The following is a 16,075-nucleotide window of genomic DNA, read 5'->3' as shown; positions in this document are numbered from 1 at the left end:
CCCCCACCGAAGTGGAGACGAGGATAATTTGGCATTTGACAAGTGCACGCTGTTGAGTTCTCAAGGATCGGACGCTCCCACGACCCAGTCATCACAACCAGGCCCGCAGGGCAACTTCTCAATCTTACCCACCTCCTGCGCTTTGTCAAATCGGCGCCGACCGGATCAAGAACCCGGAGACACAGCCGAAAGACCGCAGAAGAGGTGGAAACTCCCATCTTAGACCCGAAGATCCGAACACTCAACCGAGTGAAGATGAAGGAGGTGGTTCTCCGCTTGAGGGGGGTGAAGCTCTCGGCCTCTCCGCTTCCCTGTGGGGCGAACAAGTAATAAGTTACGTGGGTTCCGGGGTTCTGGCAAATCGAGGCCTACCCCCCGGGCGTGTCGCCGCCCGCCTCGCACAGCTTTCGGCCGGGTCAGCCCCGGTTTTCTCCTGTGATCACCGCCAGGAGTACGATCGCGCCATGGTCACGTCTCCCGATTCCACCCCCAGCACCGACGGCGGCGGGCTCCGATGACATCCCCCGCTTCCGCACTCCTCGGCCGCATCTTCACCGAGCTCGGCCTCGCCTCGCGAATGGTCGACATCCCGACTCCCGCATCATCGGTGCCACTCCCCTCGCGCCTCGCCACGGGAGATCTCGCGTGGGCGAGTGTGGGCGCGGCCACGCTCACGGCTCATCGCGATGCCGCATCCATCGACAGCGACCGCATCGCCACTGCATACCGGAGTGACCGCTTCCTCACGCTCGACGGCGCTGCACCATCGGTCTGGTCGCCCTTCTCCGGATTCTGGCGCACCGCCGACGGATGGATTCGGACACACGGGAACTACCCGCACCATGCTGCACGGCTGCGCGCCGGACTACGTCTCGACGACACTGCCGATGCCAGCACAGTGACGGATGCCCTCGCGGCCATGACAGCGACAGATGCGGTCACGGCGATCGGCGCATCCGGTGGGCTCGCCGTGCACGTCTCCCCAGAACGCCCGGAAGTCGATGCCGCACTCCGCGAGACGCCGCTCATCGAGATCCGCCGTCTCGGCGATGCTCCGCGCTCCCCCGCACGGACCGCCTCAATCGCGGCCGCGCCGCTGGCCGGCATCCGCGTCCTCGATCTCACACGGGTGATCGCGGGGCCGGTCGGCACACGCACGTTGGCGCTGCTCGGCGCGGATGTGCTGCGGATCGATCCTCCTGAGCTCGCCGAACCGGAGTGGCAGCATCTCGACACCGGCCACGGCAAACGGTCGGCGCGGCTCGACGCTCGCTCCCCCGAGTTCTCCGAGCTGCTCTCCAGGGCCGACGTGGTCGTCCTCGGCTATCGGCCGGCGTCGCTCGCTCGGCTCGGGCTGTCCCCTGCGGCGCTCATCGAGCGGCACCCTGATCTGATCGTGGCGCAGCTCAGCGCCTGGGGCATCGATCACCCGGATCGTGCCGGTTTCGACAGCCTCGTGCAGGCCGAGTCGGGAATCGCGCTCATCGAGTCACCGGACGGCGAAGGACCGGGCGCTCTCCCGGCGCAGGCCCTGGACCACAGCGCCGGGTACCTCCTGGCCGCAGCGATCTCGGCACTCGTCGAGCGCCGCGCAGCGGAAGGCGGCTCCTGGCTGGTTCGCACCTCGCTGCGCCGAGTCGCCGCGGAACTCCTCGGAATGCCTCGACGTGCCGAAGCGGCCAGCGAGCCCGATGTCGATCCGTCCCCGCACCTGCAGCGATTCGACGTCGACGGGGTCGAGCTGATCACCGCCCGATCCGCGGTTCCGGGCGGCGACTTCGCAGCGCCCCACCCGTGGGGATCGGATCAGCCCGCCTGGTGAATGCGCTCAGCTGGCCCGTTGGTGCGACCGGTCAGTGACAGGCCGAGGCAGAGCAGCACGGTGATCGCTCCCCACAGTCCGCACGCGCCCGGCAGCACCCGATAGGCGAGATGCTGCACCGTGAACGCCGAAGTGAACGGGCCGTACATCGCGTAGCCGAGCACCACAGCGGCGAGCAGGATCACCGGCAACGACAGCCACCATCCGATACGGACCCAGCCCGGCAGCCGCTGCACGAACGTCGCGCGAGGCTCGACGGAACGGAGTCTGAGCAGCGCCCAGATGCCGATGCCGACCAGACCCAGCACACTCGATCCGTGCTGCAACCACTTGAACCCCTGGAGCGGTCCCCACATCGCATCGAGCGCCGGGAACAGGCTCACGCCCCACCGTCCGTCGTGCGTGAAGAGGTCCCAGAGAATGTGCGAGATCACGCCGAGGATCAGCGACAGCGCCAGCAACACCGGAAAGAACGGGCGCCGCAGTCCGACACCGACAGCCTCGCCGGCCGCGACGATGCCACGGGTCGACCAGTCCTCGGGCAGACGCCGGGCCAACCACGCCGGTGACAGCTCTCCGACGGCGGGGCGCAGCACCACCCGCCAGACGAGGAACAGCACGAATGCGAGCAGCGCCGTCCAGAGGATGTTCCCGAAGGTGTGGGTGAACGAGTAGTTCACCCCGACGCCGCGGAGGAACAACGGCAGGTCGGGCGTCATCGCGCCGATCGCGATCGCCGCCGGCACCAACGGCGTGCGCACGAACGGGAGTGCCACGATCGCATGACTCGGAGTGAACGGCATCCGCTCTCCTCAGTGGTCAGCGCGCTGCAGCGCTCGGGTCCGGTGGATCAGGACGGGTGCTCAGGCGATGAAGACGCCGGCGAGGGTCTTCTTGCCACGACGGAGCACGGAGACCCCGCCCGGAAGCCCACCCTGCACGGTCGCCGACTCGTCGTCGACGCGTTCGCCGTCGAGCGAGACGCCACCCTGCCCGATCGCTCGCCGTGCCTCGCCGAGACTCGACACGAGTCCGGTCGCGACGAGTGCCTCGACCACCGGAGTGCCCGCGGCCACCGTCGTGTTCGGCAGTTCGTCGAGCGCGCTCCGCAGCGTCGCCGCGTCGAGCGCGGTCAGATCACCCTGCCCGAACAGCGCGTCGGATGCCGCGATCACCGCAGCCGTCGCATCGCGGCCGTGCACGGTCGCCGTCACCTCGAGTGCGAGCCGCTTCTGCGCCGCGCGCCGGAAGGGCTCGGCCTCGACCAGCGCCGCGTACTCGTCGATCTCGGCGCGGCTCAGGAACGTGAACACCTTGAGACGGTCGATCACATCGGAGTCGGTGGTGCTCAGCCAGAACTGGTACATCCGGTACGGACTGCACATCTCGGCGTCGAGCCAGATCGCGTTGCCCTCGCTCTTGCCGAACTTCGTGCCGTCGCTGTTCGTGATCAGCGGGGTGCCGATCGCATGCGCGGCCACCCCCTCTGCACGACGGATGAGATCGGTGCCGCTGGTGAGGTTGCCCCACTGGTCGGACCCACCGGTCTGCAGCACGCAGCCGTACTGGCGGTACAGCTCGAGGTAGTCCATGCCCTGCAGGATCTGGTAGCTGAACTCGGTGTAGCTGATGCCCTCGTCGGAGTTCAATCGCGCAGCGACGGCATCCTTCTTGAGCATCGTGCCGACGCGGTAGTGCTTGCCGATCTCGCGCAGGAAGTCGATCGCCGACATCGGCGCCGTCCAGTCGAGGTTGTTCACCATGCGCGCGGCGTTGTCGCCGTCGAAGCTCAGGTAGCGCTCGACCTGAGCGCGCAGCCGATCGACCCATTCCGCGACGGTCTCGCGCGTGTTCAGCGTGCGCTCGGCCGTCGGCCGCGGGTCACCGATGAGTCCGGTCGATCCGCCGACGAGCCCGAGCGGCTTGTGTCCGGCGAGCTGGAGACGACGCATGGTGAGCAGCTGCACGAGGTTGCCCAGGTGCAGGCTCGGTGCTGTCGGATCGAAGCCGCAGTAATACGTGATCGGGTCTCCGGCGAGAAGGGCGCGCAACGCCTCCTGGTCGGTGGACACGTGGACGAGGCCGCGCCACAGCAGTTCATCCCAGACGTTCTCGAACGTGGGATCGATCGCCGGCGCGGCAGTCGTCAGAGCGGATTCAGACACGCGCTCCAGGCTATCAGCGTGGGGCGACTCAGCTGTGCGCCGACCACCAGACGAGGAAGGCGGCTCCGAGTGCGATGACCCAGCTCACCAGGCTGCCGACCAGGAAGTATTCGGCGCGCGCTCCGGTCTCGCCGTCCCGCGAGATCTCCGGGAAGCGCACGATGCCCTTCGCCGCCAGCATCGCGGCCAGGATCGGGTACGCGGCGGCGAGCGTGAGGATGAGCACCAGCATCCGCTCGAGTGGACCGATCAGGCGACCGCCCTGAAAGGCGTCGCGGCGATCACGGGCCGGGTCGGCTTCAGTCGGGGCCGCTTCGGGCGCGGCTGCTTCGGGCGCGGATTCTGCACTCTCGATCGGGCGCCAGGTGTGCTCACCGTCGAGGGCGGCGCGGACCACCAGGTTGGCGGACTCGAGGAGGAAGGCGGTGAGACCGAGCGTCAGGATGGCGAGGTCGAAGGAGACTTCTCCGAACGGCGAGCGGAGCTGCCACACTTCGCCGATCAGGCCCGCGCTCCCCCGGTCTCCGATCCAGATGACCGCGCCGACGCTGATGAGGGCGAGCAGGACGGCAGGCCAGAAACCGGCGGGCGACGGACGCCCGTCGGGCATGCACCACACCCACGCGACACCCGCGAGGAGCGCTGCGATCATCGGCAGAACGGCGTCGCTGACGCTGCCGAGCAGCAGCAGGAGCACGGCTGTCGCGAGATAGCCGATCCAGCGGATCGGTGCGAATTGACGCACGAGGTCGGCCGCGCCGACGGCGAGAAGGATGAACCCTGCGACGATCATGACGCTTCCCCTCGGATCGACGACAGCCCCTCGATCAGCGCTGCAGCGCCCGCGCTGCGCAAGGACTTCGAGACGCTCGGCTGCGTGATGCCCTCCTGCTCGGCGAGCTCGCCCTGCGAGCGACCGATGAGTCGTCCGTAGGTGAGGCGTCGTTCACGTGTGCTCATCGCGCCGACCAGCTCATCACGCACCAGCAGGTACGCGTTGGTGATGGCGATGGCGGTCGGCATGACCTCATCCTGCCCGGGGGCTCCGACAATCCACGTGCGGGTGCGCGGCACGGCGCGGCCTTCGCGAGCGTGCACCGTCTCGATCGCAGAACGGGCCGCCCACCACCCCGGTCCGTCGGTCAGCGCGCCGTGGGCGGAGTCGACCGCTCTGATCGCCCCCACACCGATGCCGAAGCGGAAGGAGAGCCCGTCCGGAAGCGCCAGCTGGATCATGAGCAGCGCGGTGACGGCATCCTCGATGGTGCTGTAGACGCCCTGCTGCTCGTCCCCGACGGTCGGAGTGAGCGGTTGCGTGGCGAGCGGGCGATCGGCCTCGACCCGTGCGATCGTCTCATCGAGGATCCCCTGCGCTGCGGTGCGATCGTCGAGCTTGCGGGAGCCCACGATATCTGCGATCACGGCGACGACCATGACATAACCGTAACACGAATACTTCCGTTTCATGCCTTATTTGGTTATAGTTCGGGATTATGCCTGAATCAGACATCATCTCCTGGACCCAGGGCACCTGGACCACCGACCCGCACCACACCACCGAGACGGCCGAGCACCACCTCGACGTCACTGCCGTCGAAGGCAGCGACGCCTGGCGGCACACCGCGTACGGTTTCGTGCACGACACCGAGCACGCGCTGCTCTCCCCGCTCGCCGTCGGCGAGGCGATGGAGGTGTCGTTCCGTGCCCCGTGGGACGATCAGTTCGACCAGGCCGGCATCTTCGTACGCGCCGACCACGAGCACTGGGTGAAGAGCGGCATCGAGTTCGCCGACGGACACCTCGGCCTCGGCGCGGTCGTCACAGCCGTGCGCTCCGACTGGTCGGTCGGCTACGTCGACGAATGGCTCGAGAGCGAGATCACCGTGCGCATCAGCCGGTGGGCTGATGCGCTCATCATCCGCGCGCGGGCAGACGAGGGCGAGTGGCGGCTGGTCAGGGTCGCACCGTTCGACGGTGCGGTGGCGGCATCCGCCGGCCCGTTCCTCGCAGCCCCCACTCACGCCGGATTCACCGTCCGCTTCACGCGCTGGGCACGCTCAGCAGCCGACGTCGACCTGCACTGACGGGCGCGCTCTACAACCCGAGGGCGTGAGCGGCGGCCTGGGCTCGTGCCACGAGCTCGGCCCGCTGCTCAGCCACGCGCACCGGAGCGGTGCCGCCGGCGCCGGTTCGCGATGCCACCGATCCCTCGATCGTCAGCACCTCGCGCACCTCGGGCACCAGATGGGCCGAGACCGAGAGCAGCAGCTCGTCCGAAGCATCCTCCAGACCGATGCCCTGCTCTTCGCAGGCCCGGACCAGCGCGCCCGAGATCTCGTGCGCATCCCGGAACGGCACCCGGCGCTTCACGAGCCACTCGGCCACATCGGTCGCGAGCGAGAAGCCCTCGGGCGCGAGCGACGCCATCCGCGCGGTGTCGAACCGCAGCGTCGCGATCATGCCGGCGAACGCCGGAAGCACCACCTCGAGCGTCTGCACCGAGTCGAACACCGGCTCCTTGTCCTCCTGCAGGTCGCGGTTGTACGCGAGCGGGAGTCCCTTGAGCGTCGCCATGAGTCCGGACAGGTTGCCGATCAGACGACCGGACTTGCCGCGGGCGAGCTCGGCGATGTCGGGGTTCTTCTTCTGCGGCATGATGCTCGACCCGGTCGAGTACCCGTCGTCGAGGGTGACGAAGCCGAATTCTCGCGTGTTCCAGAGGATGATCTCCTCCGACAGACGCGAGAGGTCGACGCCGGTCATCGCGGTGATGAAGGCGAACTCGGCCACCACGTCCCGGGCGGCGGTGCCGTCGAGCGAGTTCTCCGCCGGGCGGTCGAGGCCCAGCTCCGATGCGACGAGCGCGGGGTCGAGGCCGAGCGTGGAACCGGCCAGCGCTCCCCCGCCGTATGGCGAGACACCGGCGCGGCGTCGCCAGTCGACGAGTCGTTCGAGCTCGCGCACCAGCGGCCAGCCGTGTGCCTGCAGGTGGTGGGCGAGCAGCACCGGCTGCGCATGCTGCAGGTGCGTGCGTCCGGGGAGGATCGCCTCGGGGTGCGCCTCGGCCTGCGCGACCAGGGCGTCGATGACGCGGAGGATGTCGCGCGCGATCACACGCGCGTGGTCGATGAGGTACATCCGCACGAGCGTCGCGATCTGATCGTTGCGGCTGCGACCGGCGCGCAGGCGTCCGCCCAACTCGGGACCGAGTTCGGCGATCAGCGCCTGCTCGAGTGCACCGTGCACGTCTTCATCGCTGGGCTGCGGCAGCAGCGTGCCGTCGGCGACCTTGCGGGCAACGGCGTCGAGTCCGGCGTGCATCTGCTCGGCCTCGTCCGGCTCGAGGTAGCCGGCAGCGGCCAGTGCGGTGGCGTGCGCGTGCGAGCCGGCGATGTCATACGGCGCGAGGATCCAGTCGAAATGCGTCGATCGGCTCAGCTCGACGAGCTCCGGCGACGGTCCTGTCGCGAACCGAGCGCCCCAGAGCGCTCCCTCGTTCGTGCCTTCGTGCTTGTCCGAGGTCATCACGCGTCCTTCTTGCCGAGCAGCCAGACGAGCAGCGCCTTCTGGGCATGCAGACGGTTCTCCGCCTCGTCCCAGACCACGCTCTGCGGGCCGTCGATGACCGTGGAGTCGACCTCGTAGCCGCGGTCGGCGGGGAGGCAGTGGATGAAGATCGCCTCGGAGTCGGCCAGCGCCATGGTCTCGGGCGTCACCTTGTAGCCGCCGAGGTCGCGGATCCGCGCGAGCTTCTCCTCTTCCTTGCCCATCGACACCCACGTGTCGGTGACGACGACGTCGGCACCAGCCGCGGCCTCGACCGGGTCGGTGTAGAGCGTGATCGAACCACCGGTCTCGGCCGCACGACGGTCGGCCGCCTCGATCACATCGGCGCGTGGCGCATAGTCGGCAGGCGACGCGATGCGCACGTGCATGCCGGCGGTGACGCAGGCGAGCGCATACGAGTGCGCCATGTTGCTCTGACCGTCACCGAAGAACGTCAACGTGAGGCCCTTCAGCTCGCCCTTGTGCTCACGGATCGTGAGCAGGTCGGCGAGCAGCTGGCAGGGGTGGAAATCGTCGGAGAGTGCGTTGATCACCGGCACCCGGGTGCCGGCAGCCATCTCCTCGAGTCCCGACTGGGCGTAGGTGCGCCAGACGATCGCCGCGACCTGGCGCTCGAGCACGCGAGCGGTATCAGAGGGAGTCTCCTTGCCGCCGAGCTGACTGTTCGCAGTCGAGATGATGAGCGGCGTGCCGCCGAGGTCGGCGATGCCCACCGCGAACGAGACGCGCGTGCGGGTCGACGACTTGTCGAAGATCACTGCGACGGTCTGGGGTCCGGCCAGGCTCTTGTTGGCCCAGCGGTCCTTCTTCAGCTCGAGCGCGAGGTCGATGATCTCCGCCTGCTCGGCGGGGCTCAGGTCGTCGTCACGCAGAAGGTGGCGGGTGGTCATGCGGAAACCTTTCCGGGGAGGGATGCCTGGACGTCGGCGAGTGCAGCCGTGAACAGCTCACGGAACTCGGCCAGCTCGGCGTCGCCGATGGTGAGAGCCGGTGCGATCCGCACCGTGTCGGGATTCGCCGCGTTCACGATGAGGCCGCGTTCCTGCGCTGCGGCGACGACCTCGCCGGCGACGGGCTCTGCGAGTGCGACGCCGATGAGAAGACCGCGTCCGCGCACTGCGGTGATGAGGGGAGAGCCGATGTCGAGCAGGATGTCACGCAGCTCGGCGCCGCGACGCGCAGCGTTCTCGACCAGTCCGGCGTTCTCGATCTCGGTGAGCACCGCATCGGCGACGGCCGTCGCGAGCGGGTTGCCCCCGAAGGTCGAGCCGTGCGAGCCCGGCGTGAACAGATCGCTGGCGTCGCCGTACGTGACGAGCGCGCCGATCGGGAATCCGCCACCGATGCCCTTGGCGAGCGTGATCGCGTCCGGCGTGATGCCCTCGTGGCTGAATCCGAACCACTCGCCGGTGCGGCCGGCGCCGGTCTGGATCTCGTCCACGATGAGCAGCGCGCCGTGCTTCAGGGTGAGCGACCGCGCAGCGGCCAGGTAGCCCTCCGGAAGCTCGACCACGCCGGCTTCGCCCTGGATGGGCTCGACGATCACTGCCGCGACACGGTCGTCGATCGCGGCCTCGAGCGCCTCGATCGTCGCAGGGAGGTGCTCGACCCCGCCGGGCATCGGTTCGAACGGCGCACGCATGGCCGCCTTGGCTGTCAGTGCGAGCGAGCCCATCGTGCGGCCGTGGAAGCCGTTCTCGAGCGCCAGGATGCGGGGGCGCTCGGTGCCTCCGTGCAGGCGGGCGAGCTTGAACGCGGCCTCATTCGCTTCCGCGCCCGAGTTGGAGAAGTACACCCGGCCACCGACCCCGGCACCGGCGAGGCGCTTCAGGCGAGCAGCGAGCGCGAGCTGCGGGGGCGTCGCGAAGTAGTTCGACACGTGCGAGAGCGTGGCTGCCTGACGGGAGACCGCCTCGACGAACACCGGGTGCGCGTGACCGAGCGAAGTGACGGCGATGCCGGCCAGGAAGTCCAGGTGGCGTCGCCCCTCGGAATCCCAGAGGTAGGAGCCCTCGCCGCGGGTGATCAGCGCGAGGCGCGGCCCCGCGTTGAGCACCAGATCGCGGCCTGCGTCGTCCTGCCAGATGGTCATCCTGCCACCACTTCCGTTCCGATTCCTTTGTTGGTGAAGAGTTCGACGAGCACCGAGTGCGGCACGCGTCCGTCGATGATCGCGGCAGCATCCACGCCGCCCTCGACCGCGTCAAGACAAGCGCGCATCTTCGGGATCATGCCCGTCTCGAGCTTCGGCAGCATCTCGATGAGCGCCGTCGAGGTGAGGTGCGAGACCAGCGAGTCGCGGTTCGGCCAGTCGGCGTAGAGTCCGGGCACGTCGGTGAGGATCACGAGTTTGCGGGCGTTCAGTGCCACGGCGAGCGCGGATGCCGCAGCATCCGCGTTCACGTTGAGCGAGTGACCAGGGTGGTCGAGGTCCGGCGCGATGCTGGAGACGACCGGGATGCGTCCGGCGGCCAGGTGATCGAGCACCGGGGTCGGATCGACCTCGACGACATCGCCGACGCGCCCAAGATCGACCTCTTCGCCGTCGATCATCACACCGCGGCGGCGCCCGCCGAACAGACCGGCGTCCTCACCGCTCAGGCCTGTGGCGATGGGTCCGTGCGAGTTGATCTTCGTGACGAGCTGCGGGTTCACCTGGCCGGTGAGCACCATCCGCACGACGCTGATCGCCTCGGTGTTCGTGACCCGGTAGCCGCCCTTGAACTCGCTGGGGATGTCGAGGCGCTGCAGCATGTCTGAGATCTGCGGTCCGCCGCCGTGCACGACGACTGGCTGCACGCCGACGTAACGCAGGTACGCGATGTCCTGCGCGAACGCGTCCTGCAGCTCCTCGGAGACCATGGCGTTGCCGCCGTACTTGATGACCACGATCTGATCGCGGAACTTCCGCAGCCACGGCAGCGACTCGATGAGTGTGGTGGCCTTCTGCGCCGCGACCTCGGCCGGCGTGTCCTGGATGTCGGTCATGATGCGTACGCGCTGTTCTCGTGCACGTAGTCGTGGGTGAGGTCGTTCGTCAGGATCGTCGCCGTGTCATCGCCGACCCGCAGGTCGATCACGAGGTGCGTCGCACGCGGTGCGAGGTCGACCTCCTCGCGGGGACGATCCGGTCCGCCGGCCGTGCACACGCGCACGCCGTTCATCCACACATCGACGTCGTACGGATCGAAGCGGGCTCCGGTGGTGCCGATCGCCGCGAGCACTCGACCCCAGTTCGGGTCGTTGCCGAAGATCGCGGCCTTGAAGAGGTTGTTCCTGGCCACGGAGCGGCCGACCTCGACTGCATCCTGCTCGGATGCCGCGCCGCGGACCTCGATCGTGATGTCGTGGCTGGCACCCTCGGCGTCGCCCTGCAGCTTGACCGCAAGGGCCTGAGAGAGCTCGATCAGCGCAGCCGTGAACTCCTCGAGATCGGGGGCGATCCCGCTCGCGCCGTTGGCGAGCAGCGTCACCTGGTCGTTGGTCGACATGCAGCCGTCGGAGTCGAGCCGGTCGAACGTGCGACCGGTCGCCGCACGGAGCGCGGCATCCGCGTCGAGCGGTTCGAGGTCGGCATCGGTCGTGAGGACCACGAGCATCGTCGCGAGGCCGGGCGCCAGCATTCCCGCGCCCTTCGCCATGCCGCCGATCGACCAGCCGTCGCGCTGCACCACGGCCGTCTTCGACACAGAGTCGGTGGTCATGATCGCCTGCGCGGCCACGTCTCCGCCGTCTGCGCTGAGTTCGGCGATCGCCTGTGCGGTGCCCTCGAGCACCTTGCCGCGGAAGACCTCGTCGCCGGTGCCGATCAGCCCGGTGGAACACACGAGCACATCTCCAGCACTGATCCCGAGCAGCTCGGCCGCCTTCTCTGCGGTCTGGTGCGTGGTCTGGAAGCCGAAGCTGCCGGTGAAGCAGTTCGCCCCGCCCGAGTTGAGCACGACGGCTTCGACCACCCGGTCGGCGACGGCCTGCTGCGACCAGATGATCGGATTGGCCTTGGCGCGGTTGCTCGTGAACACCGCAGCACCGACCTTGCGGGGGCCGCGGTTGACGACCACAGCGACGTCGGGCTTACCGGTGGACTTCAGGCCGGCCGCGACTCCCGCCGCCTCGAAACCTGCGGGGGCAGTGACGCTCATGGTGCGACTCCGTTGATCGAGAGGGCGCGATCCTCGGGAATCCCGAGCGCGATGTTCATGGATTGGATGGCGGCGCCTGCCGTGCCCTTGACGAGGTTGTCGACGGCCGCGACGACCGTGACACGGTTCGCGGCCCGATCGATCGCGAGGCCGATCAGCGCGGTGTTGGCGCCGAGCACGTCAGCCGTGCGCGGGAAGGTGCCCTCGGGGAGCAGGTGCACGAAGGGCTCGTCGGCATAGGCGCTCTCCCATGCCTCGCGGATCTGCGCATCGGTGACGCCATCGGCGATCGGCGCACTCGATGTGGCCAGGATTCCGCGGGACATCGGTACGAGGACGGGCGTGAAGGAGATGCGGATGTCGTCGGATGCGGATGCCGCGGCCAGCGCCTGACGGATCTCGGGGATGTGTCGGTGCGTGCCGCCGACGGCGTAGGGATTGGCGCTGCCGAGGATCTCGCTCGCGAGCAGATTGGTCTTCAGGCTCTTCCCTGCACCGGACGGTCCGACGGCGAGCACCGAGACGATGTCATCGGCGACGATCACGCCGGCCGCGACGCCCGGCACGAGGCTGAGGCTCACCGTCGAGGCGTTGCAGCCGGGGGCCGCGATCCTGGTGGCACCACGAAGGTGCTCTCGCTGTTTGACCCCGCCGGTGAGCAGCTCAGGCACGCCGTAGGTCCAGGGCTCATGGAACGCGCCACCGTAGAACGCGTCCCACGCGCTCTCGGAGGTCAGCCGGTGGTCGGCGCCAGCGTCGATCACGAGCGGCGTCGAGCCGAGCGCGTCGGTGTACTGCCCCGACTGGCCGTGCGGGAGTGCGAGGAAGACGATGTCGTGACCGGCGAGGATCTCCGGGGTGGTGTCCTGCAGCGTCAGTCCGGCGAGCGAACGGAGGTGCGGCTGGTGCTGGATCAGCGGCTGCCCTGCGTTCGAGTGTGCGGTGACCGTGCGGATCTCGATGTCTGGATGACCGGCGAGGAGGCGCAGGATCTCGCCGCCCGCATAGCCGGATGCGCCGGAAACGGCGACGGTGTACGTCATGGTTCTACCTTAACGGTCGGGCCCCGTCGACAGGGCTCAGGAGGATGGCCGAGGCGGCGACGCCGGCACTCGACCGCCGTCAGGCAGGAGGGCAGGGTCGCCTAGAGTCGGCGGTCGGCCCGGCGTCGGCGCACCACGAGGACGCTCTGCACGAGCGTCGAGGAAGCGGATGCGGCCGAAGGCATGTCGCGACGATAGCGCGCCGTCGGCGGCATCCGCAAATCCGTGACGTCACCCGGCGTCGTGCAGGCCCCAGGGCGCGTGGAAGAAGTCCCGCTCGAGTGCGCTCGATGCCTCGAAAGCGCGTCGCATCCGCGCCCTGGTCGCCTCGTCTGCGGCGGCAGCAGCCTGCGTGACGTAGTCGACCGCCTGCGCCGTGGCGGCGGAGAACGCCGGATCGGCGTAGGTGGCGAGCCAGGTCGCATACGGATGCTCGGGATCCCGCGCGTACGCGCCGAACTCCCCCGCTTGCAGCCGCTCCCCCAGGTCGGTGTACAACCAGAAGCACGGCAGAATCGCTGCGATGAGCTCGGCGTATCCGCCGCCGAACGCGACCGAGCGCAGATGGTCGAGGTATGCCGTCGTCACCGGCCCCGGCTGCGCGGCGAACGTCGCGTCGGTGACGCCCCGCGTCGGATCGAGCCAGGCGGCGTGCAGTTCGAGCTCGCCGACGATGGCCCCGTTGGCCGAGTCCGCCCAGAACGCCTGCTCCGCCGAGGTCGGTGCCGACCGCGAGGCCTCGGCGAGCACTCGGGCGTACTCGCGGAGATACAGCGCGTCCTGCTGAAGGTAGAACAGGAATGGCGCACGGGACAGGGTGCCGCCGGCGAGCCCGCGGATGAACGGGAGCGCATCGATCTCCGCCCTCGTGGCGGCGATTGCGTCCCACCACTCGGCAGCGATCTCCGCCGCGCTCGTTCGCGTCGTCACGCCACCTCGCTCCCACAGGCCGGCGAAGTGGTTGATCGGTCCGTGTCCGCGTCCGATCCGGAGCATCCCGCTCGCTCGCAGCGACTCCCGCAGCCAACTGCGCGAGGCGGCGACGGCCGAGATCGCGTCGTCTCCGTGCGCCAGCCGCGTTGCGATCGCCGACGACAGCGAGCAGCCGGTGCCGTGCGTGTTCTCGGTCACGATGCGATCGCCGGTGAACTCCTGCCGCACGCCCGCTGCGGCATCGATGAGCGCGTCCGGTGCCTGGTCGCCTGGCAGATGCCCGCCCTTCACGAGCACGGCAGCACCGGTGCGCGACGAGAGCTCCTCCGCCGCCAGCAGCGCGTCGTCCCATCCGTCGACGTCACGCCCTGTCAGTACCGCGAGCTCCGCGAGGTTGGGCGTGAGCAGATGCGCACGCGTGAGCAACGCGTGCAGCGCGGCCTCCGCCGCCGGGTCGAGCAGCCGGTCGCCGCTGGTGGCGATCATCACGGGATCCACGACCACGATCGGCGGACGCACCCGGTCGAGCCAGGCGACGACCGTCGTCACGACCTCGGCATCCGCCAGCATCCCGATCTTCACGGAGTCGATCACGATGTCGTCGGCGAGCGCGTCGAGCTGCGCTCGTAGGAAGTCGACCGGCGGCACGTGCACGCCGCTCACGCCCTGCGTGTTCTGCGCAGTGAGCGCGGTGAGCGCCGCCATGCCGCACCCACCGTTCGCGGCGATCGACTTCAGGTCGGCCTGGATGCCCGCACCACCGGAGGGATCACTGCCGGCGATGCTCAGCACGCGGGGGATGCCGCTGCGTCTCCAACGTCGGATGAACGCGGCTGCTTCGGCTCGCGGGTCCTCGGCCGCGCAGAGCGCCGAGACGACCGCCAGTCCGGCCGCTCCCGCGTCGCGAAGCGCCCCGGTGTCGTCGATCCCGATGCCTCCGATCGCGACGCAGGGCAGCGGACTCGCGGCCACGAACGAGCGGAAGCCGTCGATGCCGAGTGCCGGCGGGTGGTCCGGCTTCGTGCTGGTCGGACGGATGACCCCGACGCCGAGGTAGTCGACGGTGCCAGGTGGCAGGGCTCGGACGGCATCGAGGTGCGCCCCGCTGTTCGCCGTGAGGCCGATCAGGGCGTCCGCTCCGAGGAGTTCGCGAGCGCGGCGCACCGAGGCGTCACCCTGCCCGAGGTGCACACCGTCGACACGGGCTCCCCGTTCGCGTGCGATCAGCGCGGCATCCAGCCGGTCGTTGACGACGAGCAGCGCTCGTCCGTCGATCACCCTCGAGAGGTCGAGGAGCTGCGCGACGATCTCCTCGTCGCTCGCGTGCTTGTCGCGGAGCTGCACGATGCGCACTCCCCCGTCGACCGCCTGGCGGACGGTCTCGGCCACACCGCGGTCGCCGCACAGCGCAGGATCGGTGACGAGACAGAGCGAGAGATCGGCGATCATCGGGTCGACTCCTCGACGCGCGCGGCAGCGGCCAGCTCGGACGGCTGCGTTGCGGCGAGCGCATCGAGCAGCGCGACGGCGAAGCTGCCAGGCCCTGATGACACGGCTGCGGCACGTTCGGCGGCGACCGTGTAGACGAGGGATGCCGCAGCCACCGCATCGAGCGGGGTGATCGGCGTGCTGCGCGCAGCGCCGAGGAAGGCGGCCATGACGGCGCCGAGCGCGCATCCGCCACCGGTGACCAGCGTCAGCAGCGGGTCGCCGTTGGCGATGCGGATCACCCGTTCGCCGTCGGTGAGCAGATCGACCGGCCCCGAGACGGCGACCACGCTGCCGTGGCGTTCGGCGAGCACGAAGGCAGCATCGGCTGCGGCATCCGTGCTGTCTGTGGCGTCCACGCCTCGCCCGCCGCCGCTGAGCCCGGCGAGCGCGAGGATCTCGGAGGCGTTGCCGCGGATCGCCGTCGGCCGCAGTGCTGCCAGATCGTGGGCGAGCGCGGTTCGGATCGGCAGGGCGCCGATCGCGACGGGGTCGAGCACCCACGGGGTACCGGCTGCGCCTGCGCCCTGCGCTGCTTCGAGGCTCGCGAGCCGCTGCTCGGGCGTCGGCGTGCCGAGGTTCACGAGCAGGCCGGATGCGACGCCGGCGAACAGTCCGGCCTCCCCGGAGATGTCGACCATGGCAGGTGCGGCGCCGACGGCGAGCAGCACATTGGCGGTGAACCCGGTGACGACCGCGTTCGTGATGCAGTGCGTGAGCGGCGGAGTCCCGCGCAGCACCTGCAACAGCGTGGCGGCCTCGGCCACGGTGGAATCGGACGATGGACGCAGACGATCGCTCATTGCGACATCCCTTCGCTAGTACGAACTAGATCAGGTTCGACGGGTCTGTTCTCAGCCGCGGATGCGGCACCCCGTGTCACTCGCTCGCGAGTCTAGCGACACATCCCGCTGT

At 69.1% G+C, this 16,075-nt stretch carries 14 protein-coding genes and 1 riboswitch; of the genes, 2 read left to right on the top strand and 12 right to left on the bottom strand.

Annotated features, from left to right (window positions below; all coding sequences use genetic code 11):
* Positions 1-514: 514 nt before the first annotated feature.
* Positions 515-1,822, top strand: a complete 1,308-nt coding sequence (locus RS83_RS12535) for a CoA transferase (protein WP_230114066.1) — start codon at positions 515-517, stop codon at positions 1,820-1,822.
* Here the strand turns inward: RS83_RS12535 and RS83_RS12530 are convergent.
* Genes RS83_RS12530 through RS83_RS12515 form a run of 4 tightly spaced genes read right to left on the bottom strand, consistent with a single transcriptional unit; the run spans position 1,807 to position 5,421 of the window.
* Entirely contained in the window at positions 1,807-2,625 is an 819-nt protein-coding gene (locus RS83_RS12530) for a DUF4184 family protein (RefSeq protein WP_045279823.1), read from the bottom strand. The two genes, RS83_RS12535 and RS83_RS12530, sit on opposite strands and share 16 nt — an antisense overlap.
* 60 nt (positions 2,626-2,685) lie before the next feature.
* The gene (gene tyrS / locus RS83_RS12525; protein ID WP_197072122.1) at positions 2,686-3,987 is read right to left on the bottom strand and encodes a tyrosine--tRNA ligase; all 1,302 of its coding nucleotides are present in this window, start codon (positions 3,985-3,987) and stop codon (positions 2,686-2,688) included.
* A 28-nt stretch (positions 3,988-4,015) separates the two neighbouring features.
* Complete coding sequence (locus RS83_RS12520; protein ID WP_045279821.1) at positions 4,016-4,780, bottom strand: hypothetical protein; 765 nt, start codon at positions 4,778-4,780, stop codon at positions 4,016-4,018.
* Positions 4,777-5,421, bottom strand: coding sequence for a SatD family protein (locus tag RS83_RS12515; protein ID WP_045279820.1), 645 nt, complete (start codon positions 5,419-5,421; stop codon positions 4,777-4,779). The genes RS83_RS12520 and RS83_RS12515 overlap by 4 nt, the downstream gene beginning before the upstream one ends.
* A 59-nt stretch (positions 5,422-5,480) precedes the next feature.
* On the opposite strand from RS83_RS12515, the gene RS83_RS12510 reads away from it, so the two are divergent.
* Positions 5,481-6,071: a DUF1349 domain-containing protein gene (locus RS83_RS12510; RefSeq protein WP_045279819.1), complete on the top strand. Its 591-nt coding sequence runs from the start codon at positions 5,481-5,483 to the stop codon at positions 6,069-6,071.
* A gap of 10 nt (positions 6,072-6,081) precedes the next feature.
* Here the strand turns inward: RS83_RS12510 and argH are convergent, their stop codons facing one another.
* From argH to thiM, 8 genes are all read right to left on the bottom strand, one after another.
* Positions 6,082-7,512, bottom strand: a complete 1,431-nt coding sequence (argH, locus tag RS83_RS12505; protein ID WP_045279818.1) for an argininosuccinate lyase — start codon at positions 7,510-7,512, stop codon at positions 6,082-6,084.
* Complete coding sequence (gene argF, locus RS83_RS12500; protein ID WP_045279817.1) at positions 7,512-8,444, bottom strand: ornithine carbamoyltransferase; 933 nt, start codon at positions 8,442-8,444, stop codon at positions 7,512-7,514. The genes argH and argF overlap by 1 nt, the downstream gene beginning before the upstream one ends.
* Positions 8,441-9,646 carry an acetylornithine transaminase gene (locus RS83_RS12495; RefSeq protein ID WP_045279816.1) on the bottom strand — a complete coding sequence of 402 codons (1,206 nt, stop codon included), beginning with the start codon at positions 9,644-9,646 and terminating at the stop codon, positions 8,441-8,443. The genes argF and RS83_RS12495 overlap by 4 nt, the downstream gene beginning before the upstream one ends.
* Positions 9,643-10,542: an acetylglutamate kinase gene (argB, locus tag RS83_RS12490; protein WP_045279815.1), complete on the bottom strand. Its 900-nt coding sequence runs from the start codon at positions 10,540-10,542 to the stop codon at positions 9,643-9,645. Before argB ends, RS83_RS12495 begins: the two co-directional genes overlap by 4 nt.
* The gene (argJ, locus tag RS83_RS12485; RefSeq protein ID WP_045279814.1) at positions 10,539-11,696 is read right to left on the bottom strand and encodes a bifunctional glutamate N-acetyltransferase/amino-acid acetyltransferase ArgJ; all 1,158 of its coding nucleotides are present in this window, start codon (positions 11,694-11,696) and stop codon (positions 10,539-10,541) included. The genes argB and argJ overlap by 4 nt, the downstream gene beginning before the upstream one ends.
* Positions 11,693-12,739 (bottom strand): N-acetyl-gamma-glutamyl-phosphate reductase, encoded by a 1,047-nt coding sequence (argC, locus tag RS83_RS12480; RefSeq protein ID WP_045279813.1) that lies wholly within the window; start codon positions 12,737-12,739, stop codon positions 11,693-11,695. Before argC ends, argJ begins: the two co-directional genes overlap by 4 nt.
* A gap of 231 nt (positions 12,740-12,970) precedes the next feature.
* A complete protein-coding gene (locus RS83_RS12475) occupies positions 12,971-15,121 on the bottom strand; it encodes a bifunctional hydroxymethylpyrimidine kinase/phosphomethylpyrimidine kinase (RefSeq protein WP_045279812.1) in 2,151 nt (716 codons plus the stop codon).
* Positions 15,118-15,963, bottom strand: coding sequence for a hydroxyethylthiazole kinase (thiM, locus tag RS83_RS12470; protein WP_045279811.1), 846 nt, complete (start codon positions 15,961-15,963; stop codon positions 15,118-15,120). Before thiM ends, RS83_RS12475 begins: the two co-directional genes overlap by 4 nt.
* Positions 15,954-16,047, bottom strand: a riboswitch (TPP riboswitch). Its footprint overlaps the gene before it by 10 nt.
* Positions 16,048-16,075: the final 28 nt, after the last annotated feature.

Origin of the sequence: Microbacterium oxydans (assembly GCF_000956525.1) — a bacterium.
In the GTDB taxonomy this organism is placed as follows: domain Bacteria; phylum Actinomycetota; class Actinomycetes; order Actinomycetales; family Microbacteriaceae; genus Microbacterium; species Microbacterium oxydans_A.
Note: the sequence above shows the minus strand (reverse complement) of the source record. Positions and strands in the feature narration are given on the sequence as shown.

Coding starts and splice junctions, on each gene's coding strand:
- argB (WP_045279815.1), bottom strand. CDS start 10,542: ATGACCGACATCCAGGACACGCCGGCCGAGGTCGCGGCGCAGAAGGCC.
- thiM (WP_045279811.1), bottom strand. CDS start 15,963: ATGAGCGATCGTCTGCGTCCATCGTCCGATTCCACCGTGGCCGAGGCC.
- argF (WP_045279817.1), bottom strand. CDS start 8,444: ATGACCACCCGCCACCTTCTGCGTGACGACGACCTGAGCCCCGCCGAG.
- RS83_RS12475 (WP_045279812.1), bottom strand. CDS start 15,121: ATGATCGCCGATCTCTCGCTCTGTCTCGTCACCGATCCTGCGCTGTGC.
- RS83_RS12510 (WP_045279819.1), top strand. CDS start 5,481: ATGCCTGAATCAGACATCATCTCCTGGACCCAGGGCACCTGGACCACC.
- RS83_RS12495 (WP_045279816.1), bottom strand. CDS start 9,646: ATGACCATCTGGCAGGACGACGCAGGCCGCGATCTGGTGCTCAACGCG.
- argC (WP_045279813.1), bottom strand. CDS start 12,739: ATGACGTACACCGTCGCCGTTTCCGGCGCATCCGGCTATGCGGGCGGC.
- RS83_RS12515 (WP_045279820.1), bottom strand. CDS start 5,421: ATGGTCGTCGCCGTGATCGCAGATATCGTGGGCTCCCGCAAGCTCGAC.
- argJ (WP_045279814.1), bottom strand. CDS start 11,696: ATGAGCGTCACTGCCCCCGCAGGTTTCGAGGCGGCGGGAGTCGCGGCC.
- RS83_RS12535 (WP_230114066.1), top strand. CDS start 515: ATGACATCCCCCGCTTCCGCACTCCTCGGCCGCATCTTCACCGAGCTC.
- RS83_RS12520 (WP_045279821.1), bottom strand. CDS start 4,780: ATGATCGTCGCAGGGTTCATCCTTCTCGCCGTCGGCGCGGCCGACCTC.
- argH (WP_045279818.1), bottom strand. CDS start 7,512: ATGACCTCGGACAAGCACGAAGGCACGAACGAGGGAGCGCTCTGGGGC.
- RS83_RS12530 (WP_045279823.1), bottom strand. CDS start 2,625: ATGCCGTTCACTCCGAGTCATGCGATCGTGGCACTCCCGTTCGTGCGC.